The sequence below is a fragment of the Streptomyces sp. NPDC001450 genome (genome assembly GCF_053597295.1).
Window position 1 is genome coordinate 1 of sequence record NZ_JBSFHY010000073.1, and the last position, 24899, is coordinate 24899.

Below are 24899 nucleotides of genomic sequence, written 5' to 3' on the forward strand. Positions count from 1 at the left end.
CTCCATCAGCACCCCGAACTCGTCCTCGTGGATGCAGACCCGGACGGTCAGGGCCCACGGGACCGCCGCCGGGCACGGAGACGGGCGGTAGGGATCCCCGCCACCGTCAGCACGGAGGCGCTGTCTCCCTGCGCGGGGTCCCCTGTCCGGTCACAGCACTAGCGGCCCAGGGACAGCACCACGAGCGCGGCCGTCGTCGCCGTCTCCGCGAGGGCGCCGAACACGTCCCCGGTGACCCCGCCGAAGCGACGGGTGCAGCGGCGCAGCAGGAGTTCGGCGGTGGCGAGGGACAGCAGGACCGCGGCCGCGGCGCGGAGGGCGCCGTACGTGCCCTGGGCCGTACCCCAGGCGGCCGCGAGGATCGTGAAGGCCGCCGTGACGGCCAGCGCGCCCGGTACCGGCACCACGCCGGCGACCGCCGCCCCGAGACCCTCCGGACGGGCCGCGGGCACCCCGGTGCGCGCGGCCAGGGTGAGCGCGAGCCGGGCCGCGACCGCCGAGGTCACCGCCGCGGTGCCGCCCCGCACCCAGGAGTCGTCGTAGAGCTGCGCCAGCACGGCGACCTGGGCCAGCAGCACCAGGACGAGGGTCAGCACCCCGAACGGCCCGATGTCCGACTGCTTCATGATCCGCAGCGCGTCCCGAGCGGGCTTGCCGCTGCCGAGCCCGTCCGCCGTGTCGGCGAGCCCGTCCAGATGCAGGCCACGGGTCAGCGCGGCCGGTACGGCGACGGAGGCGACGGCGGCGAGCAGCGGGCCGGCGCCCAGGAGGAGCAGCAGCAGCCCGAGCCCCGCCGCGCAGCAGCCGACGACCAGTCCGACGAACGGGGCGTTCAGCATGCCCCCGCGGGCGGCCTCCCTGTCCCACCGGCGCACCCGGACGGGCAGCACGCAGAGCGTGCCGAAGGCGAAGCGGAAGCCGTCGAGAGGGGAGGACTTGAGCACCGGCGCAGGCTACCGGGCCGTCGCCGGGCTCCCCACCGCGGCCGGGACTAAAGTGCGCACATGGGGCACTGGTGGGAGCGGAACATCCTGGAACCGGGGAAACTTCCGCTGCTGCTGGCCCTGACCGCCTTCGTCGTCACCTTCGTCGTCACCCGTGTGATCGTCCGGCTGATCCGGGCCGGCAAGGGACCCTTCGGCAACGTCAAGGCGGGCGGGCTGCACATCCACCACGTGGTCCCCGGTGTCGTCCTCACCGTCATCGGCGGCTTCGGCGCCGTCGCCAGCGACCGGCACGGCGCGGGCGCGGCCATCTCCGCCGTCGTCTTCGGCATGGGGGCGGGGCTCGTCCTGGACGAGTTCGCGCTGATCCTGCACCTCGACGACGTCTACTGGAGCGAGGAGGGCCGCAAGAGCGTCGAGGTCGTCGTGGTCACCGCCGCCCTCGTCGGCCTGCTGCTCGCCGGGTTCGCGCCGTTCGGCGTCAACGACCTGTCCGCGGAGGAACTCCAGGACCGGGGCACGGTCATCGCCAACATCGCCATGAACTTCGTCTTCTCCCTGATCGCCCTGAGCAAGGGCAAGGCCCGGGTCGCGATCTTCGGCGTGATCGTGCCGCTGGTCGCGCTGGTCGGCGCCATCCGCCTGGCCCGCCCCGACTCGCCCTGGGCCCGCCGCTTCTACGGCCGCCGCCCCCGTGCCCGCGCCAGAGCGACCCTGCGCGCCTACCACCACGACCGCCGCTGGGCCGGGCCCCGCCGTGCCCTTCAGGACTGGATCGGCGGCAAACCCGACCCGCGCCCGGTCCGCCTGCCCGACCGCCACTGATCGCGCCGCGGCAGCCGCCCGTACCTGAGCTGCACCGCCGCCACCAGGCACAGCGTCCCCACACCCATCAGCGCGGCCAGATGCTCCTTGCCCGCCAGGTTCTCCTTGAGCAGCACCTCGACCACCATCGCCAGCGTCACCGCGCCCGCCGTCACATAGGCGCCGTACCGCCAGCTCACATAGACGGCGAGCCCCACCACGGCCGCCGACGGGCCGGTGTCGACGACCTGCGCGTCCGTCCAGGGGAGACCGAACGGGGCATGCGGGCCGAGCGCGATGCCCACGCGCGCGTACAGCGTCCCGGCGACCGTGGCCACGTACGCGATCGCCAGCGTCCGCCACCAGCCCAGGCACGCCTCGGCGACGCCGAACACGAACAGGATCTGCGCGAGCGCCCCCCACACGGGCAGGTCCAGCGCCGGGACGAACAGCGACAGGGGAGTGCGCAGCAGTGCCGGCCCCAGTGGGTCCTGTGCCTGTACGGCACCCATGTCCTGCACGATCTGATAGCCCCACGGCCGGTTCTGCGCGAACTGCAGCAGCGCGGTCAGGCACACCGCCCCCAGCGTCATGGGGAACGCCCGCCAGCGGCGCTTGAGCAGGGCCTCCCGCACGGTGACGTACAGCAGTCCCCACTCGGCACGGGCCCAGCGGGCGAGCGTCCTCATCAAACGGTCCTCATCGGTGCGTGTCCAGGTGCCTGCGGTGCAGCCACTTCGGCAGCCCCGGCGCCGCGGGGCCTGTCGTCGGATTCCCGCCTGCCTCGCGGCGTCTGGCACGCACTCCCCCACGCTCGGCTTCGCTCGCGCGGGGGGACCCCCATGCCGCGTTGCCGAACCGTCCACGTGGCTCCGCCACGAGGACGCTCCGGCGCCTTGCGATCGCACGCACCAGACGCCGCGAGGCCCGCCCTGCGGGCGGACGACGGGAATCCGACGACAGGCCCCTCAGGAAGCCCTCCGCGCGCGCCGACGCGAGGCCGATGCGCGGCAGGTCCGCGCTCTTCTCGAAGAGCAGGAACCGCGGCTCCCAGATGGGCCGGTACTTGGCGTTGGCGCGGTACAGCGACTCGATCTGCCACCAGCGGGAGAAGAAGCTGAGCAGCGACCGCCACAGCCTCAGCACCGGTCCGGCACCGAGGCGCGCCCCACGTTCGAAGACCGATCGGAACATGGCGAAGTTGAGTGAGACCTGGGTGATCTCGATCTCGCCGGCCCGGCGCAGCAGCTCGATGACCATGAACTCCATCAGCCCGTTGTCGGAGTCCCGGTCGCGCCGCATGAGGTCGAGGGACAGCCCGTGCGGCCCCCAGGGCACGAAGGAGAGCAGCGCGCGCAGCCTTCCCTCGGCGTCCGTGCACTCCAGCATCACGCACCGGCCGTCCTCGGGGTCCCCGAGCCGCCCCAGCGCCATGCTGAACCCGCGCTCGGTCGCCCCGTCCCGCCAGTCGTCCGCACGCTCGAGGAGATACGCCATCTCGTCCGCCGGAATGTCCGCGTGCCGCCGGATGCGCACCCGGTACCCGGCCCGCTTCACCCGGTTGTACGCCTGCCGCACGGTGCGCATCGCCCGTCCCTCGAGCGTGAACTCGGCCACCTCCACGAGCGCCTCGTCACCGAGTTCCAGCGCGTCCAGGCCGTGCCGGGCGTAGACCGTCCCCGCTTCCTCGCTCGCCCCCATCACCGCCGGGATCCACCCGTGCGCCCGCGCCTCCACCAGCCACGGCACGATCGCCCCGGGCCACGCCTCCGGATCGCCCAGCGGATCCCCGGAGGCCAGGCTCACCCCGCCGACGACGCGGTAGGCGATCGCCGCCTTCCCGGTCGGCGACCACACCACGCTCTTCTCCCGGCGCAGCGCGAAGTAGCCGAGCGAGTCCCGCTCGCCTTGCCGCTCCAGCAGCGCCCGCAGCCGCTTCTCGTCGTCCTCGGTGAGCGGGTCGACGGCACGCCGGGAGCGGAAGGCGGCGTAGAACACGGCGAGGACGAGCAGCGTGCTGAGCACGTTGATCGCCACGTTGGCCCAGTTGGGCGGGTCGATGCCGGGGAAGCGGGACTCCTCGGCGGCCACCGACACCAGCCGCAGGGTGCCGTAGTGCCAGCGCTCCAGGAACGTCGAACGGGCCGCGTCCGGCGCCGTGTTGGTGACCGTGATCAGCAGCCCGGCGAGCAGCGAGGCGACGAGCCCGCCGCCGACGGCGACGGTCGCGGCGAGCCGCGGGTTGGACCGGTCGCCCTTGGCGTAGAACTCCCGGCGCCCGGCCAGCAGCGCCCCGACGAAGGCGGCCGTCAGCATCAGGGAGACCCAGTTCTGCGCGTACCGCCGGATCTCCGGGAACGCCATGGCGAACGCGAACAGGGCCAGGAACGACCCGCTCAGCACCAGGTTCAGGATCCACGCGGCCCGTTTGCGCCGGCGCATGGTGATCGCCAGGAACGCGGTGAACACGCCCGAGGCGAAGCCGGCCGTCAGCAGGTACGGCGTGAAGTAGTTCTCCTGGTTGTGCCGGCGCACGTCCTGGCCCAGCGAGACCCAGACCGCGCTGAGGAAGTTGATGAAGGCGACGGCCCGCAGATACCAGACGGCGAAGACGGCGGCCCGACGGGAGGCCCTGCTGGACCGCCGCTCCGGCTCGGCATGCTGCTCCACGGCAATTCGGGCATCTCCCATGGGGGAGGATCATATGGGGGCCGTCCCGGCGAACCATTCTTTTCCGGCTGCGGACTACTCCTTCTCCGCCGCCGCCTCCCGCTCGGGAAGCTCGGCGGCCAGCGCCGCCGCGGCCTGGACCAGCGGCAGCGCCAGCAGCGCGCCCACGCCCTCGCCCACCTTCACGCCCTGCTCCAGCAGCGGCTCCAGTGCCATCCGGTCCAGCGCCTTCGCCTGGCCCGGCTCCCCGCTGTCGTGCCCGGCCAGCCACCAGTCCGGCGCCCGGAACGCGACCCGCTGGGCGACCAGCGCACACGCGGCGGTCACCACACCGTCCAGGATCACCGGCAGCTTCCGCACCGCGCACTGCAACAGGAACCCGGTCATCGCGGCCAGATCGGCCCCGCCCACGGCCGCGAGCAGCTGCAACTGGTCCCCGAGCACCGGCCGCGCCCGCCGCAGCGCGTCCCGGATCGCCGCACACTTGCGCATCCACGCCAGGTCGTCGATGGCGAGCCCGCCCCGCCCGGTCACCACGGACGCGTCGGTCCCGCACAGCGCCGCGACCAGCACCGCGGCCGCCGTGGTCCCGCCCACGCTGACATCACCGAGGACCACCAGATCCGTCCCCGAGTCGGCCTCCTCGTCGGCGACCGCCACACCCGCCCGGAAGGCCGCCTCGGCCTCGTCCGCGGTCAGGGCGTCCTCGATGTCGATACGACCGCTGCCGCGCCGCACCCGGTGCCGTACGACCTCCTCCGGGAAGGCGTCCGGCGGGCAGTCCAGAGCCATGTCCACGACCCGTACCGGCACGTCGAGCCGGCGCGCGAGCACCGACACCGGGCCGGCACCCTCCAGCACCGCCCGCACCAGCTGCTCGGCACTGCCCGCGGGCCGTGCGGAGACGCCGAGTTCGGCGATGCCGTGGTCGCCCGCGAAGAGAATCACGCGCGGCCGTTCGACCGGCCGTACCGGTACGGCGCCCTGCGCGGCGGCCAGCCACTCGCCCAGCTCGTCCAGGCGCCCGAGCGACCCGGGCGGCACGATCTGACGCTCCCGGCGGGCCTCGGCGTCACGGCGTACGCCCCCGTCCGGGCGCTCGATCAGATCGGTGAAGTCGTCCAGATTAAGGCTGCTCATTCGCCGAACAGTACCGCCCGTGAACGAACACCCCCGCGCCACACCGCCACCACACCGGCACGACGTCTTTGCACCCGAGAGGGGTATCCCATACGTTCCGGTTTACAGCGGATTGTCGCCCAGGGAGCCGCCCATGCAGCCCTCGCCCCTCACCCCCCAGGTCATCGAGCCGCGCGACCCCTTCCAGGAGCCGCGCCGCGAGGACTGCCCCTGGTGCGGCTGCCGTCGGCTGCGGACCCGGCTGCGCGCCCCCGACCCGCTGCGGCACCGGCCGGGCACGTTCGTCCTCGACGAGTGCGGCGACTGTGCGCACGTCTTCCAGAATCCCCGGCTCACGGCGGAGGGGTTCGCCTTCTACCACCGGGACTTCTACGAAAGACAGCTGGAGGAGTTCGCCGAGCGCGTCCTCTCCGACCGCGCGGTCCGCCGCAGGCACCGCGCCGCCGCCCACGCGCTGTCGGCACTGCGCGACCCGGAGAGCTGGCTGGACGTGGGCACCGGGCACGCCCGCTTCCCGGAGGCGGCCAAGGAGTTCTTCCCGTACACCAGCTTCGACGGTCTGGACCCGACGGCCCGCGTGGAACAGGCCCTGATGGAGGGCCGGGTGGAGGAGGCCCACCGCGGCTGTCTGACCACCCCGGGGCTGGCGGCCCGCCTGCGCTCCCGCTACGACGTGGTCAGCATGTTCCACCACCTGGAACACGCCCCGGACCCGCGCGCCGAACTCCGTGCCGCGCTCACCGTGTTGCGCCCCGGCGGCCACCTCGTCGTCGAAGTCCCCGACCCGGGCAGCGCGTTCGCCACCGTCCTGGGCAAGTGGTGGCTCCCCTACGGCCAGCCCCGCCACCTCCACCTGCCGTCCCTGCCCAACCTCCGCGCGGAACTGGAGTCCCAGGGCTGCACGATCCTCATCACCGACCGCAGGGCACCCCATGTCCCCTACGACCTCTCAGCGGCCCTCTCCCTGACCCTGGCCCACATCCACCCCTTCCTGAGGGCCATGGCCGCTCCGGTACTGGATGTGACCGCAATCCTGGACCACATCCTGGCCCCCCTGGCCCCGCACATCCGCCTCTCCAACGCCTACCGCCTGGTGGCCCGCAAGGACAGACCTGCGTAGCCGCGGACAGTCGCAGCCGCGCACCCGCAGCCGGCCCGCACACTCATCCCCGCAGCACCACAGCCTGCCCCGCCACCACCAACAGCACCTGCTCGCACTCCGCCGCGAACGCCGCGTTCAGCCGCCCGAGTTCATCCCGGTACCGCCGCCCGGAAGCGGTGGCCGGCACGATCCCCGACCCCACCTCGTTGGACACCGCCACCACGGTCCGCCGAGTGGCCCGCACCGCCTCCGTCAGCTCCCGCACCCGCTCGCGCAGCGCCTTCTCCCCGCCCCCCGCCCACTCCGCGTCGTCCCACGCCCCCACGGAGTCCATGACATCCGTCAGCCACAGGGACAGGCAGTCGATCAGCACCGGCGGCCCGTCCACGCCCAGCAGCGGCACCAGATCGGTCGTCTCCGTCGTACGCCACGACCCCGGCCGGCGCTCCCGGTGCACGGCCACCCGCTCCGCCCACTCGGTGTCCCCGCCCCGCGTCCCGCCCGTCGCCACGTACAGCACCTCCGGGAAGGACTCCAGCCGCCGCTCGGCCTCCACCGACTTGCCCGAGCGCGCCCCGCCCAGCACGAGCGTCCGGCGCGGCACGTCCGGCACGTCCTCGTACACCCCGACCGTCAGCGTCGTACCGTCCGGCACCGCCCGCGCCCCGGCCGCCGCGAGCCGCCGCCCCGACTCCGCGCCCTGCGGCACGTCGTGGTCGAGATGGACGGCGACGACGTCCGTGGTCGGGCCCACCGAACCGACCGCCCGCAGCCGGGCCAGCGCGTCCGGGCGTCCCACGACATCGGCGAGCACCATCTGGTACGTCTCCGTCGGCGCCCCCTCCAGCCCGGCCGGCGCCCCGCCCGGCGGCAGGTACAGCAGCCGCTGCCCGTCCGGCCCGGTCACCGCGTACCCGGTGCCGCCCGCGTCCATGGCCACGGCCCGCACCCGATGCCCCGTCAGCAGCGCCAACTCCCGCCCGTCCGGCACCCGGCCGGGCTGCGGCAGCCCGGTCGGCACCTCCACCGCCGGACCGTCGTGCGGATGCGACAGCAGCACCTGCCGTACCCCGCCCAGCGAATGCCCCGCCCGCGCGGCCGCGAACGCCGCCCCGGGCGTCAGGTCGAGCAGCAGCGTCCCGTCCACGAGCAGCGCGGTGGCCGCCCGCGCGTCCGGCCCGAGCGCCGTCGCACAGACGGCGCAGGGACAGTCGGGGCGGGGCAGTCCCGCGGGGGCACCGGTACCGAGCAGAGTCACTTCCACGAGATCGATTTTCACCTGCCCGAGCAGGTCTCGCGCCCCTGGTAGCCCCGAAGGGGCACCGGTGAAGGGGCGTGGGCCTGTGTCCCATGTGCGGCTACCGCCGCGTGGGCGCAGCTGATCCACAACCTCTAACGGCCAACCCAGCGGAGCGAATACGCTTCCGGGGCATGAGTTGGATCAAAGGGAGGCCCACATGACGGCATGGACGTGGCGGTTCGAGAAGGCCGACGGGACGGAGGTCCAGCCCGCGGTGCAGCCGGAGGAGTTCACCACGCAGGGGGACGCCGAGTCCTGGATCGGCGAGCACTGGAAGGCGCTGCAGGAGGGCGGCGCGGACCAGGTGCGGCTGTTCGAGGAGGGCACCGAGATCTATGGCCCGATGAGCCTGCACGCCGACGCGTCGTAACCCGATCGGGGGGTGAGGAGGGCCGCCCTCGCGAGCGGCCGCCCTCCTCACACCTCGCCCGGCGTCACGTCCGTCGTCTTCTCGGCGCCGTCACGCTGATCTGTGTCGTCCAGGACCGTCCGCGCGAAGACGCCGAGCGCGGCTCGCCCCGAGTCGACTCCCTCGCCGCTCCTGATTCTGGGACCGGCAGCTTGCCGTGTACGTCCGAACGGACTCAGCCGGTACTCCTTGCGGCCGTGGGCTCAGCCCCGCACCCCGCACAGGTGCAGCAGCGCCGCGACCCCCCGGTACGGATCCGTCCGCCCGGCCCGCTCCTCGGCGGCCAGCAGCGTCTCCAGGTCGTCCGGGATCTCCGCGTCGTCCGCCGCCGTGTCGGTGAAGACCCGTACGCCGTACCAGGCGTGCAGCGGGGCGCCGATCCCGGCGAGGGTGGCGGTGAGCGCCGAGAGCCGGTCCGCCCGCACCTCCAGGCCGAGGCGGTTGCGATAGGCGGTGGTGTCGAAGGCGGCCAGCGCGCCCGCCCAGTTCCCGGACAGGCCCGGCCGTACGGCGAGCGCGTCGCCGTTGCGCACCAGCAGGGACAGCAGCCCGCCCGGCGCGAGCATCCGGGCCAGACCCGCCACCAGCGGGTCGGGCTCCTGGACGTACATCAGGACCCCGTGGCACAGCACCACGTCGAAGCTGCCCGGCAGGAAGTGCACGCCGGTGTCCCGTCCGTCCCCCTGCACCAGCCGGACCCGCTCACGGATGCCGTCCGGCTCACCGGCGAGCGCCTCGCGCGCGGCCGCGATCATCGTCGCGTCCTGCTCGACACCGGTCACCTGGTGCCCGAGCCGGGCCAGCCGCAGCGCCTGCGTGCCCTGGCCCATCCCCACGTCGAGCACCCGCAGCCGCTGCCCGACCGGGAACCGCCCGGCTATCTGCTCGTCGAGCTGCCGGGCCACCAGCTCCTGTCGTACGACATCACGCAGCCCGCCCAGCTTGCTCAGCCAGGCGTCGGCCGCACCCCCGGTGAAAGCCTCTGCGCTCAGGGCCGCTCTCCGCGCTTGACCTGCGGCTTCGGCAGCCGGAGCCGACGCATCTGGAGGGAGCGCATCAGGGCGTAGGCGACGGCGCCCCGGCGGTTCTGGTCGGGGAAGCGCTCGGCCAGCCGCTTCTTCAGCCGGAAGCCGCTGACAGCCGCGTCGAGCACGATCAGCACGATCACGATCAGCCACAGCAGCAGCGCGATGTTCTGGATCGCCGGCACCCGCACCACGCTGAGCACCAGGATGACCACGGCCAGTGGCAGGAAGAACTCCGCCACGTTGAACCGCGAGTCGACCCAGGCGCGCGCGAACCTGCGCACCGGGCCCTTGTCCCGGGCGGGTAGATAGCGTTCGTCGCCGCCGGCCAGCGCCTGGCGCTGCCGCTCGAGCGCCTGGCGGCGCTCCTCGCGCTGACGCTTGGCGGCGTCCTTGCGCGTCGTCGGCGTGTTGGCGACGCTGCGGCGCTGGGACTGGGCCTCGCTGCGCTTGGGCGTGGGCCGGCCCTTCGGGGCCTGCGGGTCACGGGGCTGCATGGAGTCGGTCACCCGCGCCTTGTCGGCGGGGGCCTTCTCTTCTTTGGCACGGCTACGGAACACAAAACCCAAGGGTAAGGGCTTCCCCGGCATGGACCCCAGTCCGCCGGGGAACGATCCGGCAACACCGGACGTCTGTAGGGGGACAGAGGGGACGTTGCAGACGCTTCACCCGGCGGTCACGGAAGGGTCCTGAGAAGCCCACCCGGAGGTCCACCTACTCCTCACGCCGGAGCGATACCGTCCGCAGTCGTTCTTGGGGATGAGCGCATCACTCCCCGAACAGTGCGGTAATGGAGTCAGGGCCCGTACTGTGGGTTCTGTCGCAGGATCTGTGAGCTGGAGTCCGTCAGAAGGGGGCGCGCGAAGCCCATGAGCGGTGTCATGAAGCGTATGGGGATGATCTTCCGCGCGAAGGCGAACAAGGCCCTTGACCGGGCCGAGGACCCGCGCGAGACCCTCGATTACTCGTACCAGAAGCAGCTGGAGCTGCTGCAGAAGGTGCGCCGCGGCGTAGCCGACGTGGCGACCTCCCGCAAGCGCCTTGAACTCCAGCTCAACCAGTTGCAGCAGCAGTCCTCCAAGCTGGAGGACCAGGGCCGCAAGGCGCTCGCGCTCGGCCGCGAGGACCTGGCCCGGGAGGCGCTGTCCCGCCGTGCCGCCCTCCAGCAGCAGGTCACGGACCTCGAGACGCAGCACGCGACCCTCCAGGGCGAGGAGGAGAAGCTCACCCTGGCGGCCCAGCGCCTGCAGGCGAAGGTGGACGCCTTCCGTACGAAGAAGGAGACCATCAAGGCCACCTACACCGCCGCCCAGGCCCAGACCCGCATCGGCGAGGCCTTCACCGGCATCTCCGAGGAGATGGGCGACGTCGGCCTGGCCATCCAGCGGGCCGAGGACAAGACCGCCCAGCTCCAGGCCCGGGCCGGAGCCATCGACGAACTGCTCGCCTCCGGCGCCCTGGACGACCCCACCGGCATGGCCAAGGACGACCTCCAGGCCGAGCTGGACCGGATCTCCGGTGGTACGGATGTAGAGCTGGAACTGCAGCGCATGAAGGCGGAGCTGGCCGGAGGCTCGCCGCAGCAGGCGATCGAGGGCGGCACCGGCCAGGGGCAGTCCCAGCAGCAGCCGCAGGACACCCCGCGCTTCGACAAGCAGTAGTCGGGCGCCGGGACCCCGAGCCGAGGAGGCCGACGTGATCGTACGGATCATGGGGGAGGGCCAGGTGAAGCTGGACGACGCCCACTTCACCGAGCTGAACAAGCTGGACGACGACCTGTTGGCCGAGATGGAGAGCGGCGACGAGGAGGGGTTCCGGCGTACGCTCACCGCTCTCCTCGAGGCCGTCCGCCGGCTCGGCACCCCGCTGCCGGACGAATCCCTGGAACCCTCGGAGCTGATCCTTCCGTCCTCGGACGCGACGCTCACGGAGGTCCGGGAGCTGCTGAGCGACGACGGGCTGATCCCGGGCTGATCCCGGGCTGAGCCCGGCCAGGCGCCGTGGGTGATCGGCTGCACCCGGGAGAGGCGGCGGCGGTGGAGCCCGGCTGCGGTCGGGCGCCGGCGCCGGTGAGCGACCCCGGCCCCGGCCGGCCCCAGCAGCGGGCGCCTCACTGCTGACCTGTGCCGCAATGCCCCGTACTGTTCACCGGGTGAGCACTCTCGAACGCGCCCGGTGCAGCCTGAAGGCGCACCCCCTCGCGCTGGACGCGGCGATCGCGGCGGGCGTGCTGGTGTGCATGGTCGCCGGCTCCTTCGTGGACCCCCGCGGGGAGAACGGCGTCACCTGGGGCGTTCACAGCCCGGACCCGCTCAGCCTGCTCCTGATGACCCTCAGCGCCGCCGCGCTCGTCTTCCGCCGCCGCGCGCCCAAGACGGTCCTCGCCGTCACCGGCACGCTCGCCCTGATCGAGTGCGTCACCGGCGACCCGCGCGCCCCGGTCGCCATGTCCGCCGTGGTCGCCCTCTACACCGTCGCCTCGACCACCGACCGCACCACCACCTGGCGCGTCGGCCTGCTCACGATGACCGTGCTGACCGCCGCCGCCATGCTCGGCGGCCCCCTGCCCTGGTACGCGCAGGAGAACCTGGGCGTGCTCGCCTGGACCGGCATCGGTGCCACCGCCGGGGACGCGGTGCGCAGCCGCCGCGCGGTCGTCCAGGCCATGCGGGAGCGCGCCGAGCGGGCCGAGCGCACCCGCGAGGAGGAGGCCCGACGCCGGGTCGCCGAGGAGCGGTTGCGCATCGCCCGTGATCTGCACGACGTCGTCGCCCACCACATCGCGCTGGTCAACGTGCAGGCCGGAGTCGCCGCCCACGTCATGGACAGACGGCCCGACCAGGCCAAGGAGGCCCTCGCCCACGTCCGCGAGGCCAGCCGCTCCGCACTCAACGAACTGCGCGCCACCGTCGGCCTGCTCCGCCAGTCCGGCGACCCCGAGGCCCCCACCGAGCCCGCCCCCGGCCTCAGCCGCCTCGATGACCTCGCCGGCACCTTCCGCAGCGCCGGACTCCCCGTCGAGGTGGCTCGTACCGACCACGGCACCGAACTCCCGGCCGCCGTCGACCTGGCCGCCTACCGGATCGTCCAGGAGGCCCTGACCAACGTGCAGAAGCACGCGGGCACCGACGCCAGGGCCGAGGTCAGCGTCGTACGCGTCGGACCGAACATCGAGGTCACCGTCCTCGACGACGGCACGGGCGCGGCCCCCGAGCCAGGGGCCGGCGGCGGGCACGGGCTGCTCGGCATGCGGGAGCGGGTCACCGCCCTGCGCGGCACCCTGACCACCGGACCCCGCTACGGCGGCGGCTTCCGCGTCCATGCGATCCTGCCGGTCAAGACCCGTACGACGGCACCGGGAGAGCCCGCATGACGATCCGTGTCCTGCTCGCCGACGACCAGGCACTGCTGCGCAGCGCGTTCCGGGTGCTGGTCGACTCCGAGCCCGACATGGAGGTCGTCGGGGAGGCCTCCGACGGCGCCGAGGCGGTCCGGCTGGCCAAGGAGCACGGCGCCGACGTCGTCCTCATGGACATCCGGATGCCCGGCACCGACGGCCTCGCCGCCACCCGTCTGATCAGCGCCGACCCGTCCCTCGCCCATGTCCGCGTGGTCATCCTGACCACCTTCGAGGTCGACGACTACGTGGTCCGGTCCCTGCGCGCCGGGGCCTCCGGCTTCCTCGGCAAGGGCAGCGAGCCCGAGGAGCTGCTGAACGCCATCCGGGTCGCCGCGGGCGGCGAGGCGCTGCTGTCGCCGGCCGCCACCAAGGGCCTGATCGCCCGCTTCCTCGCCCAGGGCGACGGCGACGAAGGCCGCGACCCCGCCCGCTCGGAGCGCCTCGACGCGCTCACCGGCCGGGAACGGGAAGTGCTCGTCCAGGTCGCCGGCGGCCACTCCAACGACGAGATCGCCGAACGCCTCGAAGTCAGCCCGCTGACGGTGAAGACACACGTCAACCGGGCCATGGCCAAGCTGGGCGCCCGGGACCGGGCCCAGCTCGTCGTCATCGCGTACGAGTCGGGACTGGTACGTCCGAGGATGGACTGATCTCCACCCGCGCGTACTGCGCGCGGAGTACGGGCCGGACGGGGAACGGGACCTGGGGCCTACGGATTCGTCCTCGGGGATGGCTCAGGGTGTTGAGGTGGGCGCTCACGTGTGCGCCCCGCAGCAGCTTCTGCCGCTCACAGAAGAGAGACCCTGACCCATGTCCTGGCTGTCGAGATTCAGCCTCGCGCAACGGGCCCTGATCGGCCTGATGTCGCTCATCGCGCTCGTCTTCGGGCTGATCGCGATACCCCAGATCAAGCAGCAACTGCTGCCCACCATCGAACTGCCCATGGTGTCGGTCGTCGCGCCGTACCAGGGCGCCGCACCGGACGTCGTCGAGAAGCAGGTCGTCGAGCCCATCGAGGACAACCTCCAGGGCGTCGACGGCATCACCGGTGTCACCTCCACCGCCAGCGAGGGCAACGCCGTGATCATGGCGTCCTTCGACTACGGCAACGACACCAAGCGGCTCGTCTCCGACGTCCAGCAGGCCGTGAACCGGGCCCGCGCCCAACTGCCGGACGACGTCGACCCGCAGGTCGTCGCCGGCTCCACGGACGACATGCCGACCGTGGTGCTCGCCGTCACCTCCGACAAGGACCAGCAGGCCCTTTCGGACCAGCTCGACAAGACGGTGGTACCGGCCCTGAAGGACGTCGACGGCGTCGGCCGCGTCCAGGTCACCGGCGTCCGCGACCTCCAGGTCGCCGTCACCCCGAACGAGGCCGACCTCGCGCGGGCGGGTCTCACCTCCGCCGCGCTCGGCCAGGCCCTGCAGGCGGGCGGCGCGACCGTCCCGGCCGGCTCCTTCGACGAGGACGGCGCGGGCCGCACCGTGCAGGTCGGCGGCGGCTTCAGCTCGCTGCGGCAGATCAAGGACCTGATGGTCACCGGCGAGGGCGTCCGCAAGCCCGTACGCCTCGGTGACGTGGCCACCGTCAAGGAGCAGCCGGCCCCGGCCGACTCCATCACCCGCACCGACGGCCGGCCCAGCCTCGCCGTCAACGTGACCATGGACCACGACGGCAGCGCGGTCTCCATCTCGAACGCGGTCGAGGACAAGCTGCCCGACCTGCGAAGGGACCTCGGCTCCGGCGCCGAGCTCACGGTCGTCAGCGACCAGGGCCCGGCCGTGTCCAAGTCCATCAAGGGCCTGACCACGGAGGGCGCGCTCGGCCTGCTCTTCGCGGTCCTGGTCATTCTGGTCTTCCTGGCCTCGATCCGCTCCACGCTGGTCACGGCGGTGTCCATCCCGCTGTCGGTCGTCCTCGCCCTGATCGTGCTGTGGACCCGCGACCTGTCGCTCAACATGCTCACCCTGGGCGCGCTGACCATCGCCATCGGCCGGGTCGTCGACGACTCGATCGTGGTCCTGGAGAACATCAAGCGGCACCTCGGCTACGGCGAGGAGCGCAGGGAAGCGATCCTCGGCGCGGTGCGCGAGGTGGCCGGCGCGGTCACCTCGTCCACCCTCACCACGGTCGCCGTGTTCCTGCCGATCGGCCTGGTCGGCGGCATGGTGGGCGCCCTGTTCGGCTCGTTCAGCATCACGGTGACGGCGGCCCTGCTGGCCTCGCTCCTCGTCTCGCTGACGGTCGTGCCTGTCCTGTCGTACTGGTTCCTGCGCGCCCCCAAGGGCACCCCCGAGGACGCCGAGGAGGCCCGCCGCCGGGCCGAGGAGAAGGAGGCGAAGAGCCGCCTCCAGCGCCTCTACGTCCCCGTCCTGCGCTTCGCCACCCGCCGCCGCCTCACCAGCGTGCTGATCGCGGTCGTCGTCCTGGTGCTCACGTTCGGCATGTCCGGACTGCTGAAGACGAACTTCTTCGACCAGGGCGACCAGGAAGTCCTCACCGTCAAGCAGGAGCTGAAGCCCGGCACCAGCCTCGCGGCCACAAACGCGCGGGCCAGGAAGGTCGAGAAGCTGCTCGCCGCCACCGACGGCGTCAAGGACTACCAGGTCACCGTCGGCTCCTCCGGCTTCATGGCGGCCTTCGGCGGCGGCACCGACACCAACCAGGCGTCGTACCAGGTCATGCTGAAGGACTCGGCCGCCTACGACGACGTGCAGAAGCGCCTGGAGGACGGGCTGAAGAAGCTCGACGGCATCGGCACGACCACCGTGTCCGCCGGTGACGGCTTCGGCAACCAGGACCTCAAGGTCGTCGTGAAGGCGTCCGACCCGCAGGTGCTCAGCGAGGCCTCCGACCGGGTGCGCTCCACCGTGGCCGGCCTCGACCACGTCACCGACGTCACCAGCGACCTCTCCCAGAGCGTGCCGCGTATCTCGGTGAAGGCCAACTCCAAGGCGGCCGCGGCCGGGTTCGACGACCAGAAGCTGGGCGCCGCGGTCGCGCAGGCCGTGCGCGGTACGACGGCGGCGAAGGCGATCCTCGACGACACCGAGCGCGACGTCGTCGTGAAGTCGGCCAAGCCCGTCACGACCCTGGCCCAGCTGAAGGCGCTGCGCCTCGGCCCGGTGAAGCTCGGCGACATCGCCACCGTCAAGCTGGTCGACGGGCCCGTGTCCATGACCCGCATCGACGGCCAGCGCGCCGCCACCATCACGGCCCGGCCGACCGGGGACAACACGGGCGCGGTCAGCACCCAGCTCCAGTCGAAGATCAAGGCCCTGAAGCTCCCGGCGGGTGCCAAGGCGGAGATCGGCGGTGTGTCCTCGGACCAGGACGACGCGTTCAAGAACCTGGGCCTGGCCATGCTGGCGGCCATCGCGATCGTCTTCATGCTGCTGGTGGCGACGTTCCGCTCGCTGGCCCAGCCGCTGATCCTGCTGGTCTCGATCCCGTTCGCGGCGACGGGCGCCATCGGCCTCCTCGTGGCCACCGGCACCCCGATGGGCGTCCCGGCGATGATCGGCATGCTGATGCTGATCGGCATCGTGGTGACCAACGCGATCGTGCTGATCGACCTGATCAACCAGTACCGCAGGCAGGGCTACGGCGTCGTCGAGGCCGTGGTGGAAGGCGGTCGCCACCGTCTCCGCCCGATCCTCATGACGGCCCTGGCGACGATCTTCGCCCTGCTCCCGATGGCCCTGGGAGTCACCGGCGAGGGCGGTTTCATCGCCCAGCCCCTGGCGGTCGTGGTCATCGGCGGCCTGATCACGTCGACCCTGCTGACCCTGCTCCTGGTCCCGACCCTCTACGCGATGCTGGAGCTCCGCAAGGAGCGCCGCGCGAAGAAGCGGGCGTCGAAGCGGCAGAACCGCGAGTCCGAGGTGCCGGAACCGGCCGGCGTCTGAACACCGCCGGTTTCCGGACATCACTGAGGCCCGGCCCCCTTCCCGGGGAGCCGGGCCTCAGCCCTGTCGTGGTGAGCCCTACGGAAGGGCCAGCATCCGCTCCAGCGCCAGCTTGGCGAACGTCTCCGTCTCCTTGTCGACCTCGATGCGGTTGACCAGGCTGCCCTCGGCCAGGGATTCCAGGGCCCAGACCAGGTGGGGCAGGTCGATGCGGTTCATGGTCGAGCAGAAGCAGACCGTCTTGTCGAGGAAGACGATCTCCTTGCCCTCGGGAGCGAAACGGTTCGCCAGGCGGCGGACCAGGTTCAGCTCGGTGCCGATGGCCCACTTGGAGCCGGCGGGAGCGGCCTCCAGCGCCTTGATGATGTACTCCGTCGAGCCGACGTAGTCCGCCGCGGCCACGACCTCGTGCTTGCACTCGGGGTGGACCAGGACGTTCACGCCCGGGATGCGCTCGCGCACGTCGTTCACCGAGTCCAGGCTGAAGCGGCCGTGGACCGAGCAGTGACCGCGCCACAGGATCATCTTCGCGGCCCGCAGCTCGTCGGCCGTCAGGCCGCCGTTCGGCTTGTGCGGGTTGTAGACCACGCAGTCGTCCAGGGACATGCCCATGTCCCGCACCGCGGTGTTGCGGCCCAGGTGCTGGTCGGGCAGGAAGAGGACCTTCGTTGCCGAGGGCTCCCCCTGCCCGAAGGCCCACTCCAGGGCGCGCTTGGCGTTCGACGAGGTGCAGATGGTGCCGCCGTGCTTGCCGGTGAACGCCTTGATGTCGGCCGAGGAGTTCATGTACGAGACCGGCACGACCTGCTCGGCGATGCCCGCCTCGGTCAGCACGTCCCAGCACTCGGCGACCTGCTCGGCCGTGGCCATGTCGGCCATGGAGCAGCCGGCGGCCAGGTCCGGCAGGACGACCTTCTGGTCGTCGGACGTCAGGATGTCCGCCGACTCGGCCATGAAGTGCACACCGCAGAAGACGATGTACTCGGCCTCCGGGCGCGCGGCCGCGTCCCGGGCCAGCTTGAAGGAGTCGCCCGTGACATCGGCGAACTGGATGACCTCGTCGCGCTGGTAGTGGTGGCCGAGCACGAAGACCTTGTCGCCGAGCTTCTCCTTGGCCGCGCGGGCGCGCTCGACCAGATCGGGGTCGGACGGCGAGGGCAGGTCGCCGGGACACTCGACGCCCCGCTCGCTCTTCGGGTCGGCCTCTCGGCCGAGAAGCAGGAGGGCGAGCGGGGACGGCTGTACGTCGAGCTCCGGGGTCTGGGCGGTGGTCACGTCACGCACCCTTTCTACTTTTCGTCTAACTGACGCTATCTATCATAACTGGTTCACGTCACTTTGACGATGGCCATAGCGTCGATGTGACGTGAATCCCGCCCGGTCCCTCGACTCCCTCTTCGGGCCGCTGTCCGCCCTCTCGGGCATGTGCGAGCATGAGGTCAGCAGGAAAACGCGACCACGCGAACGCCCGGCCCGGAATGAATCCGCGGAAACGCCGGTTGCACTGGTCGGCAAGCAGTCTCCGTACAACCCGGGAGAGATGTAGATGTCCGTATCGGACGAGACCACCACCGTCACCGACGGCATCGTTCTGACCGACGCCGCTGCGTCCAAGGTGAAGGCCCTGCTCGACCAGGAAGGCCGTGACGACCTCGCCCTGCGCGTCGCCGTCCAGCCCGGCGGCTGCTCCGGCCTGCGCTACCAGCTCTTCTTCGACGAGCGCTCGCTCGACGGCGACGTGGAGAAGGACTTCGGCGGGGTCAAGGTCGTCACCGACCGCATGAGCGCTCCCTACCTGGGCGGCGCCACCATCGACTTCGTGGACACGATCGAGAAGCAGGGCTTCACGATCGACAACCCGAACGCGACGGGCTCCTGCGCCTGCGGCGACTCCTTCAGCTAAGCCGGCCACAGCCTGACGGCTGAGCCGTTCACAGCCTGACGACGAAGGCGGCGACCCCCTATGAGGGGCCGCCGCCTTCGTGTGTCCAGGGGGTGTCAGCCGGCCTGCGGCCGCAGCGCCCCGGCCTTCGCCTTCGGGATCTGCGCCCCGTCCGGGCCGACCACCTTCCGGCCGTCCAGCGGCGCGTCCAGTCGTACGGTCTTCACGTACGACCTGGCCATGGCGACGCAGACCTTGTCCGGCCAGACCTTCTCGGTCACCGTCACCGTCACCCGGCCGGCACCCTCCTTCGCCGACGCCTTGTAGTCGGCGCACACCCCGCCCATGAAGCTCACGTTCAGCTCGCGGCCGTCGGCGGTGTAGCCGGCGACCTTCACGTCGTGCGTCCGCGGCGCCGAGGACGGCGAGGACGGCTCCGGGGACGGCGCCGAGGCCGACGGCGAGGTCAGGTACTTCGGGTCCACCGCCGGATACGTCACCGTGAAGGCGCCCCGTGCCGCCGTACCCCGGACCTCGAACAGCCAGGACGGCACCAGCGTCTGCCGCCCGGCGACCGAGTGCGCGGCCAGCCCGAACACCGCCTTCTCCACGGTGACCGTGGCCCCCCGGGGAGCCGTCGCCGACGTGCCGCACGGCTGCTCCAGCCGGTTCTTCAGCGGGACCGGACTCGCGCAGCCGCCGATGCCCATCCGGTGCCCGTGCTTCTGCGCGGAGCTCATCAGCGCCAGCGTCTTCTCCGCGCCGAGCACGGGGTACGTGTCCCCCTTGGCCGGCGCCGCCAGCAGCCCGTGGCCGCCGATGATGTCCCCGTGCTCGTCGACGGTCAGGCCGGTCGTCCAGCCGTATGTGGGCAGCCCACCCACCACCGGATCGGCGTTGACCACCCGCTGGGCGCCCATGATCTGGCTCGCGTCGACTTTCGCGTCGTCCTGCCCGAGCGCCTTCAGCACCGGCGCCGCCGCCTTCTCGGCGACCGCCACGCTCACCGGCTCGCTCGCCGGAGCGCCCGGGTCCTGCGCGCAGACGGTGACCTTCCTGCAGTTGTCCGTGCCCGGCGCGTACCGGCTGAAGGTCCAGCTGCCCGGGGCGTCCTTGGTCACCTGGAGCGTCGGCCCGGAGCCGTCCTTGCCGCCGACCCGCCAGCTCGGCCCGTCGGCCACCGGCGTGCCGCCGACCCCGAGGGCCTTGGCCAGCCGGGCCACGTCGTCCTTGCCGACCTCGCCCTTCGGCGCGTACACCGGCGCCGAGCCGGGACCGTCGGCCAGCTTCCCCGCGGCCACGTACGTCGCCCCGTACGGATCCGGCTCACCCGGCGCGATGTCGCCCGTGCCGCCCTGCGCCCAGCCGTCAAGGACGAGGGGCGGGGGAGTGCCGCCGACGCCGGACCCGCCGGCGCCCGTGCGGCCGTCCGAACCATGGCTCGTGGCGAGGTAGGCGCCCCCGCCCCCGACCAGCAGGACGGCCGCCGCGACCGAGACGACGACCATGGGGGAGCGCCGCCGCCCGGACCGCTCACCGGCGCCGGCACCACCGACCTCACGGACCTCGCCGACTTCGCCGAGTTCGTCGTGCGTGGTGCCGGCGGCGTTGCTGCTCCCTGAGGCCTCAGAGACGCCAGATACCTCGGCTACCTCAGAAGGACCAGCAGCCTCAGACGCCTTGGGTTCCTTCGATTCCTCGGAGTCCTTGGAGGTCGCCGAGGCCCCGGGCTCCTCGGCGACCTCGGCGTTCTCGGTCGCGTCGGAGACCGCGGAGACCCCGGGCTCCTCGGAGTTCTCAGGTCGCTCGGTGTTCACCGCATCGCTCCTCGCTGGATCGTGTCCCACGCCCCCGACACGGGGGACGGCGATGGGACGTGCGAGGGGAGCGTGCGGTTCCCGCAGTACGCCCTGGCGTCAGTCGCCGTAGTCCGACATGGCGTCCAGCAGCCGGGCCGACTTCTTCGGCACGGTCACCCCATGGATCAGCGACGGCGGCACCGGGCGGGAGTCGGCGTGCTGGGGAACCGTCCAGTGCGGGGCCATCCGGGCACAGTCCCCGCGCAGCGAGGCGAGGTCGCCCTCGAGATCGGCCGGGGCGGAGGAGTTGACCTTGAGGTTCGTCATGACGGCACCGTAGGCACGCCGAGCCTCGCGAAGAAAGATCTACTATCGGGTAGTTTTGCCAGCTTCAGTGGCTGCTCATGAACGGGTAGCGTGAACTGTCAATCCAGCCTCCCGCAGGAGAATGCCTGTCGTGCGCATCGCAGTCACCGGCTCCATCGCCACCGACCACCTCATGACCTTCCCCGGCCGCTTCGCCGACCAGTTCGTCGCGGACCAACTGCACACGGTCTCGCTCTCCTTCCTGGTCGACAATCTGGACGTACGCCGGGGTGGCGTCGGCGCGAACATCGCCTTCGGCATGGGCCAGCTCGGGACCAAGCCCATCCTCGTCGGAGCCGCCGGCTTCGACTTCGACCAGTACCGAGCCTGGCTGGACCGCCATGGCGTGGACACCGACTCGGTCCGTATCTCCGAGACCCTGCACACCGCCCGCTTCGTGTGCACCACCGACGCCGACCACAACCAGATCGGCTCCTTCTACACCGGTGCCATGAGCGAGGCCCGCCTCATCGAGTTGAAGACGGTCGCCGACCGCGTCGGCGGCCTCGACCTGGTCCTGATCGGCGCCGACGACCCGGAGGCGATGCTCCGCCACACGGAGGAGTGCCGCTCCCGGAACATCCCCTTCGCCGCCGACTTCTCCCAGCAGATCGCCCGGATGGAGGGCGAGGAGATCCGGATACTGCTGGACGGCGCGACGTACCTCTTCTCCAACGAGTACGAGAAGGGGCTCATCGAGTCCAAGACCGGCTGGACCGACGCCGAGATCCTGTCCAAGGTCGGCCACCGTGTCACCACCCTCGGCTCGCGGGGCGTGCGCATCGAGCGGGCCGGCGAGGACCCGATCGAGGTCGGCTGCCCGGACGAGGAGCGCAAGGCCGACCCCACGGGTGTCGGCGACGCCTTCCGCGCCGGCTTCCTCTCCGGCCTGGCCTGGGGTGTCTCCCTGGAGCGCGCGGCGCAGGTCGGCTGCATGCTGGCGACTCTCGTCATCGAGACGGTGGGGACGCAGGAGTACCAGCTGCGGCGGGCGCACTTCATGGACCGGTTCACCAAGGCGTACGGGGATGAGGCGGCCGAGGAGGTTCGGGCTCACCTGGGCTAGAGCTGTCGGGGTGCCCTTGTCGGGTGCGGGTGCGGGTGCGGGTGCGGGTGCGTGGGGGCTGGTCGCGCCCACGTGGCGGAGCGCGTATCGACACGGCCCCGCGCCCCGTCCGGGGGGCTCGCCCCCCGGACCCCCTTCAGCTCAGCCGACGGACCACATAGGCCGAGCCCTTCTCCGCCGGCTCCTCACCCACATACTCCTGCCCCCGCATCTGGCACCACGCCGGGATGTCCAACCGGGCCGCCTCGTCGTCCGAGAGAACCCGCACCGTGCCGCCCACCGGCACATCCCCGATCACCTTGGCCAGCTCGATGACCGGGATCGGACACCGCTTGCCGAGGGAGTCGACGACCAGTTCCTCCGCTTCCTCCGCCCGGACCACGGTCGCCGCGGCGGGCGCCCCCAGCTTCTCCCGCACCCCGGCCACGGCTCCCGGCAGCACCGCCAGGAACCGCTCGACGTCCTCCTCCGCCACCCCCGACGGCAGCGACACCCGCACATTGCCCTCGCTCAGCACCCCCATCGCCTTCAGCACATGGCTGGGCGTCAGTGTGCTGCTCGTGCAGGACGAGCCGGACGAGACGGAGAAGCCCTCCCGGTCCAACTCGTGCAGCAGGGCCTCTCCGTCGACATAGAGACAGGAGAAGGTGACGATCCCCGGCAGCCGCAGTTCCGCATGGCCGACCACCTCGACGTCCGGCACCAGCTGCGGCACCCGCACCCGGATCCGCTCCGTCAGCTCCCGCAGTCGTACCGCCTCCTGAGCCGCCTCCGCCCGTACGGCGCGCAGGGAGGCCACGGCCGCGACGATCGCCGGGAGGTTCTCGAACCCGGCCGCGCGACCCGACTCGCGCTCGTCCACCGGACCTTGCGGCGCGAACCGCACCCCCTTCTTCACGACGAGCAGCCCCACCCCCGAGGGCCCGCCCCACTTGTGGGCGCTCGCCGTCAGCAGCGACCAGTCACCTTCGACCGGCCCCCAGCCCAGCGACTGCGCGGCATCCACGAGCAGCGGCACTCCCGCCGCCCGGCACGCCTCGGCCACCTCGGCCACCGGCTGCACGGTCCCGACCTCGTGGTTGGCCGACTGCAGACAGGCCAGCGCGGTGTCCTGCCGGAGCGTGGCCGCGAAGTCCGACGGATCGACGGCTCCGGCCCGATCGACGGCCACCGTGCTCACGGAGCCGCCCTCGGCCTCGAACGCGTCCGCCGAATGGAGTACCGAGGAGTGTTCGACAGCGGACACGATCAGGTGGCGTCCCACCCGCCGCCGCCCGGCCAACGCCCCCGCGACACCGGTGTGTACGGCCCGCGTCCCGGAGGAGGTGAACACCACCTCGTCGGCCCGGCACCCCACCGCCTCGGCAGCCGCCTCCCGAGCCGCGTCGAGCAACATCCGCGCCTTTCGCCCCTCCCGGTACAACCGAGCAGGATCGGCCCACCCTTCATCCAAAGAGGCCAACAGAGCCTGACGAGCTACGGGATGGAGGGGAGCGGCGGAGGCAGCGTCAAAGTAGGACACCCCTCAACGTTAAGACTTCCTGAGGACAACCGACCCAGGGGCGCCGGGCTGTGCCGACATGCGGCTGCGACGCGTGGCGCGACCAGCGACAACGCACCCGCACCCGCCCACGAAACCGTATGAAACCGAGCTATCGGGCGCCCGAACCCACCCCTTCGGGCTGACCCGCGGCGCGTATGGCACCCTCCCCGCGAAGCCTCGGAGAGCGTCGGCTAGGGTTTGGTCCGCATAAACATCCAAACCCCTGCCCGACGCAGGGCGGCGACCGACCAGCGAGAAGGCCGCAGCCGAACCGCGCGGGCGAGACTCTCGGGAAGGCGCTACGTGAGTCCCAACGGCTCCGACCGCTCGCCGCGGCGCCCGATGCGGCGGAAGCTGCTGCAGGCACTGACCGCGGGCCTGGTCCTGGCGACCGCAACCGGTTGCACATACAAGGACTTCCCCCGCCTTGGCATGCCCACCCCGGTCACGGAAGAGGCTCCGCGGATCCTCTCCCTGTGGCAGGGCTCCTGGGCGGCCGCGCTGGCCACCGGTGTGCTGGTGTGGGGCCTGATCCTGTGGAGTGCCATCTTCCACCGGCGCAGCCGCACCAAGGTCGAGGTACCTCCGCAGACTCGGTACAACATGCCGATCGAGGCCCTGTACACGGTGGTCCCGATCATCATCATCTCGGTGCTCTTCTACTTCACGGCCCGGGACGAGACGAAGCTTCTGAGCCTCGACAAGAAGCCCGACGTCACGGTCAACGTGGTCGGCTTCCAGTGGAGCTGGGGCTTCAACTACATCGCGGACGTTCCCGGTTCCACCGGCAACGCCAAGACGTCCAAGGAACTGCTCGCCATTCCGGACCGCTTCCGGACGCAGTTCCCCGCGAACGCGGGCGGTGTCTACGACGTCGGTACGCCGGGCACGAAGAACCCTCAGACCGGCAACCCCGGCCCGACCCTCTGGCTTCCCGAGGGCAAGACGGTCCGCTTCATCCTCACCTCGCGTGACGTCATCCACTCCTTCTGGGTGGTGCCGTTCCTCATGAAGCAGGACGTGATCCCGGGCCACACCAACGCCTTCCAGGTTGTTCCCAACCATCAGGGCACTTTCCTGGGCAAGTGCGCCGAGCTCTGCGGCGTCGACCACTCCCGGATGCTGTTCAACGTGAAGGTCGTCTCCCCCGAGCGCTACGAGCAGCACCTCAAGGACCTCGCCAAGAAGGGGCAGACCGGTTACATTCCCGCCGGCATCGCGCAGACGCCGCACGAGAAGAACCGGGAGACGAACAACCTGTGAGCATCCTCAACGAACCCCAGGGTGCCGCGGCAGCTGAGCCCTCGTACGAGAACGAGCTGCCGGTCAGGCGCAAGCAGCCCGGCAATGTCGTGGTGAAGTGGCTGACGACCACCGACCACAAGACCATCGGAACGCTGTATCTGACGACGTCGTTCGCGTTCTTCCTGATCGGTGGCGTGATGGCGCTGCTCATGCGCGCCGAGCTGGCCCGTCCGGGCCTGCAGATCATGTCGAACGAACAGTTCAACCAGGCGTTCACGATGCACGGCACCGT

23 protein-coding genes are annotated in these 24899 nt (G+C 71.6%); 12 read left to right on the top strand and 11 right to left on the bottom strand.

All coding sequences use genetic code 11. From position 1 onward, the window contains the following. Positions 1–158: 158 nt before the first annotated feature. On the bottom strand, positions 159–944 hold the full coding sequence (locus tag ACWC5O_RS43145) for an adenosylcobinamide-GDP ribazoletransferase (RefSeq protein WP_450590283.1): 786 nt from the start codon (positions 942–944) through the stop codon (positions 159–161). 60 nt (positions 945–1004) lie between these two features. Between ACWC5O_RS43145 and ACWC5O_RS43150 the strand changes: the two genes are divergently transcribed. Beyond that, on the top strand, positions 1005–1769 hold the full coding sequence (locus tag ACWC5O_RS43150; protein ID WP_450590284.1) for a hypothetical protein: 765 nt from the start codon (positions 1005–1007) through the stop codon (positions 1767–1769). On the opposite strand, the gene ACWC5O_RS43155 is transcribed toward ACWC5O_RS43150, so the two are convergent. The 3 genes from ACWC5O_RS43155 to cobT are packed head-to-tail and all read right to left on the bottom strand — an operon-like array spanning position 1709 to position 5558. After that, positions 1709–2437, bottom strand: a complete 729-nt coding sequence (locus ACWC5O_RS43155; RefSeq protein WP_450590285.1) for a hypothetical protein — start codon at positions 2435–2437, stop codon at positions 1709–1711. The genes ACWC5O_RS43150 and ACWC5O_RS43155 overlap by 61 nt on opposite strands. Positions 2438–2447: 10 nt before the next feature. Continuing rightward, positions 2448–4439 (bottom strand): phosphatidylglycerol lysyltransferase domain-containing protein, encoded by a 1992-nt coding sequence (locus tag ACWC5O_RS43160; protein WP_450590286.1) that lies wholly within the window; start codon positions 4437–4439, stop codon positions 2448–2450. 54 nt (positions 4440–4493) lie between these two features. After that, positions 4494–5558 carry a nicotinate-nucleotide--dimethylbenzimidazole phosphoribosyltransferase gene (gene cobT / locus ACWC5O_RS43165; RefSeq protein ID WP_450590287.1) on the bottom strand — a complete coding sequence of 355 codons (1065 nt, stop codon included), beginning with the start codon at positions 5556–5558 and terminating at the stop codon, positions 4494–4496. A gap of 133 nt (positions 5559–5691) precedes the next feature. Here cobT and ACWC5O_RS43170 point away from each other — a divergent pair, with 133 nt between their 5' ends. Next, positions 5692–6678, top strand: coding sequence for a class I SAM-dependent methyltransferase (locus ACWC5O_RS43170; protein ID WP_450590288.1), 987 nt, complete (start codon positions 5692–5694; stop codon positions 6676–6678). A gap of 43 nt (positions 6679–6721) precedes the next feature. Here the strand turns inward: ACWC5O_RS43170 and ACWC5O_RS43175 are convergent, their stop codons facing one another. Then, positions 6722–7924: a bifunctional adenosylcobinamide kinase/adenosylcobinamide-phosphate guanylyltransferase gene (locus ACWC5O_RS43175; protein ID WP_450590289.1), complete on the bottom strand. Its 1203-nt coding sequence runs from the start codon at positions 7922–7924 to the stop codon at positions 6722–6724. A 193-nt stretch (positions 7925–8117) separates the two neighbouring features. Here ACWC5O_RS43175 and ACWC5O_RS43180 point away from each other — a divergent pair, with 193 nt between their 5' ends. After that, entirely contained in the window at positions 8118–8330 is a 213-nt protein-coding gene (locus ACWC5O_RS43180) for a hypothetical protein (RefSeq protein ID WP_450590290.1), read from the top strand. A gap of 242 nt (positions 8331–8572) precedes the next feature. Here the strand turns inward: ACWC5O_RS43180 and ACWC5O_RS43185 are convergent, their stop codons facing one another. Continuing rightward, positions 8573–9274: a class I SAM-dependent methyltransferase gene (locus ACWC5O_RS43185; RefSeq protein ID WP_450590291.1), complete on the bottom strand. Its 702-nt coding sequence runs from the start codon at positions 9272–9274 to the stop codon at positions 8573–8575. A gap of 83 nt (positions 9275–9357) precedes the next feature. After that, a complete protein-coding gene (locus ACWC5O_RS43190) occupies positions 9358–9984 on the bottom strand; it encodes a DUF3043 domain-containing protein (RefSeq protein WP_450590292.1) in 627 nt (208 codons plus the stop codon). Positions 9985–10263: 279 nt separating this feature from the next. Between ACWC5O_RS43190 and ACWC5O_RS43195 the strand changes: the two genes are divergently transcribed. From ACWC5O_RS43195 to ACWC5O_RS43215, 5 genes are all read left to right on the top strand, one after another. Further along, positions 10264–11055: a PspA/IM30 family protein gene (locus tag ACWC5O_RS43195; RefSeq protein WP_386574365.1), complete on the top strand. Its 792-nt coding sequence runs from the start codon at positions 10264–10266 to the stop codon at positions 11053–11055. A 34-nt stretch (positions 11056–11089) separates the two neighbouring features. Continuing rightward, the gene (gene pspAA, locus ACWC5O_RS43200; RefSeq protein ID WP_450590293.1) at positions 11090–11368 is read left to right on the top strand and encodes a PspA-associated protein PspAA; all 279 of its coding nucleotides are present in this window, start codon (positions 11090–11092) and stop codon (positions 11366–11368) included. A gap of 178 nt (positions 11369–11546) precedes the next feature. Further along, positions 11547–12767: a sensor histidine kinase gene (locus ACWC5O_RS43205; protein ID WP_450590294.1), complete on the top strand. Its 1221-nt coding sequence runs from the start codon at positions 11547–11549 to the stop codon at positions 12765–12767. Next, entirely contained in the window at positions 12764–13444 is a 681-nt protein-coding gene (locus tag ACWC5O_RS43210) for a response regulator (RefSeq protein ID WP_450590295.1), read from the top strand. The genes ACWC5O_RS43205 and ACWC5O_RS43210 overlap by 4 nt, the downstream gene beginning before the upstream one ends. A 160-nt stretch (positions 13445–13604) precedes the next feature. After that, complete coding sequence (locus ACWC5O_RS43215; RefSeq protein ID WP_450590296.1) at positions 13605–16706, top strand: efflux RND transporter permease subunit; 3102 nt, start codon at positions 13605–13607, stop codon at positions 16704–16706. 78 nt (positions 16707–16784) lie between these two features. Here the strand turns inward: ACWC5O_RS43215 and nadA are convergent, their stop codons facing one another. Continuing rightward, positions 16785–17981 carry a quinolinate synthase NadA gene (gene nadA, locus ACWC5O_RS43220; protein ID WP_450590297.1) on the bottom strand — a complete coding sequence of 399 codons (1197 nt, stop codon included), beginning with the start codon at positions 17979–17981 and terminating at the stop codon, positions 16785–16787. A gap of 271 nt (positions 17982–18252) precedes the next feature. On the opposite strand from nadA, the gene ACWC5O_RS43225 reads away from it, so the two are divergent. Continuing rightward, positions 18253–18609, top strand: a complete 357-nt coding sequence (locus tag ACWC5O_RS43225) for a HesB/IscA family protein (protein WP_111002424.1) — start codon at positions 18253–18255, stop codon at positions 18607–18609. Between the two features lie 95 nt (positions 18610–18704). On the opposite strand, the gene ACWC5O_RS43230 is transcribed toward ACWC5O_RS43225, so the two are convergent. Beyond that, the gene (locus tag ACWC5O_RS43230) at positions 18705–20405 is read right to left on the bottom strand and encodes a hypothetical protein (RefSeq protein WP_450590298.1); all 1701 of its coding nucleotides are present in this window, start codon (positions 20403–20405) and stop codon (positions 18705–18707) included. A 99-nt stretch (positions 20406–20504) separates the two neighbouring features. Further along, on the bottom strand, positions 20505–20714 hold the full coding sequence (locus tag ACWC5O_RS43235; RefSeq protein ID WP_450590299.1) for a hypothetical protein: 210 nt from the start codon (positions 20712–20714) through the stop codon (positions 20505–20507). Between the two features lie 130 nt (positions 20715–20844). On the opposite strand from ACWC5O_RS43235, the gene ACWC5O_RS43240 reads away from it, so the two are divergent. Next, the gene (locus tag ACWC5O_RS43240; RefSeq protein WP_450590300.1) at positions 20845–21819 is read left to right on the top strand and encodes a carbohydrate kinase family protein; all 975 of its coding nucleotides are present in this window, start codon (positions 20845–20847) and stop codon (positions 21817–21819) included. A 136-nt stretch (positions 21820–21955) separates the two neighbouring features. Here ACWC5O_RS43240 and ACWC5O_RS43245 read toward each other — a convergent pair whose 3' ends face one another. After that, positions 21956–23341: an aminotransferase class V-fold PLP-dependent enzyme gene (locus ACWC5O_RS43245; protein WP_450590301.1), complete on the bottom strand. Its 1386-nt coding sequence runs from the start codon at positions 23339–23341 to the stop codon at positions 21956–21958. Between the two features lie 324 nt (positions 23342–23665). On the opposite strand from ACWC5O_RS43245, the gene ctaC reads away from it, so the two are divergent. Both ctaC and ACWC5O_RS43255 read left to right on the top strand, forming a co-directional pair. Beyond that, positions 23666–24625: an aa3-type cytochrome oxidase subunit II gene (gene ctaC, locus ACWC5O_RS43250; protein WP_450590302.1), complete on the top strand. Its 960-nt coding sequence runs from the start codon at positions 23666–23668 to the stop codon at positions 24623–24625. After that, positions 24622–24899: cbb3-type cytochrome c oxidase subunit I (locus ACWC5O_RS43255; RefSeq protein ID WP_450781249.1), on the top strand; the 278-nt coding region annotated here is incomplete at its 3' end. The genes ctaC and ACWC5O_RS43255, both read left to right, overlap by 4 nt.

Bases quoted from the DNA above. Each gene is read 5' to 3' on its own strand.
- ACWC5O_RS43215 (WP_450590296.1), top strand. From the start codon at position 13,605: ATGTCCTGGCTGTCGAGATTCAGCCTCGCGCAACGGGCCCTGATCGGC.
- ACWC5O_RS43160 (WP_450590286.1), bottom strand. From the start codon at position 4,439: ATGGGAGATGCCCGAATTGCCGTGGAGCAGCATGCCGAGCCGGAGCGG.
- cobT (WP_450590287.1), bottom strand. From the start codon at position 5,558: ATGAGCAGCCTTAATCTGGACGACTTCACCGATCTGATCGAGCGCCCG.
- ACWC5O_RS43180 (WP_450590290.1), top strand. From the start codon at position 8,118: ATGACGGCATGGACGTGGCGGTTCGAGAAGGCCGACGGGACGGAGGTC.
- ACWC5O_RS43225 (WP_111002424.1), top strand. From the start codon at position 18,253: ATGTCCGTATCGGACGAGACCACCACCGTCACCGACGGCATCGTTCTG.
- ACWC5O_RS43235 (WP_450590299.1), bottom strand. From the start codon at position 20,714: ATGACGAACCTCAAGGTCAACTCCTCCGCCCCGGCCGATCTCGAGGGC.
- ACWC5O_RS43150 (WP_450590284.1), top strand. From the start codon at position 1,005: ATGGGGCACTGGTGGGAGCGGAACATCCTGGAACCGGGGAAACTTCCG.
- ACWC5O_RS43155 (WP_450590285.1), bottom strand. From the start codon at position 2,437: ATGAGGACGCTCGCCCGCTGGGCCCGTGCCGAGTGGGGACTGCTGTAC.
- ACWC5O_RS43195 (WP_386574365.1), top strand. From the start codon at position 10,264: ATGAGCGGTGTCATGAAGCGTATGGGGATGATCTTCCGCGCGAAGGCG.
- ACWC5O_RS43210 (WP_450590295.1), top strand. From the start codon at position 12,764: ATGACGATCCGTGTCCTGCTCGCCGACGACCAGGCACTGCTGCGCAGC.
- ACWC5O_RS43170 (WP_450590288.1), top strand. From the start codon at position 5,692: ATGCAGCCCTCGCCCCTCACCCCCCAGGTCATCGAGCCGCGCGACCCC.
- ACWC5O_RS43190 (WP_450590292.1), bottom strand. From the start codon at position 9,984: ATGCCGGGGAAGCCCTTACCCTTGGGTTTTGTGTTCCGTAGCCGTGCC.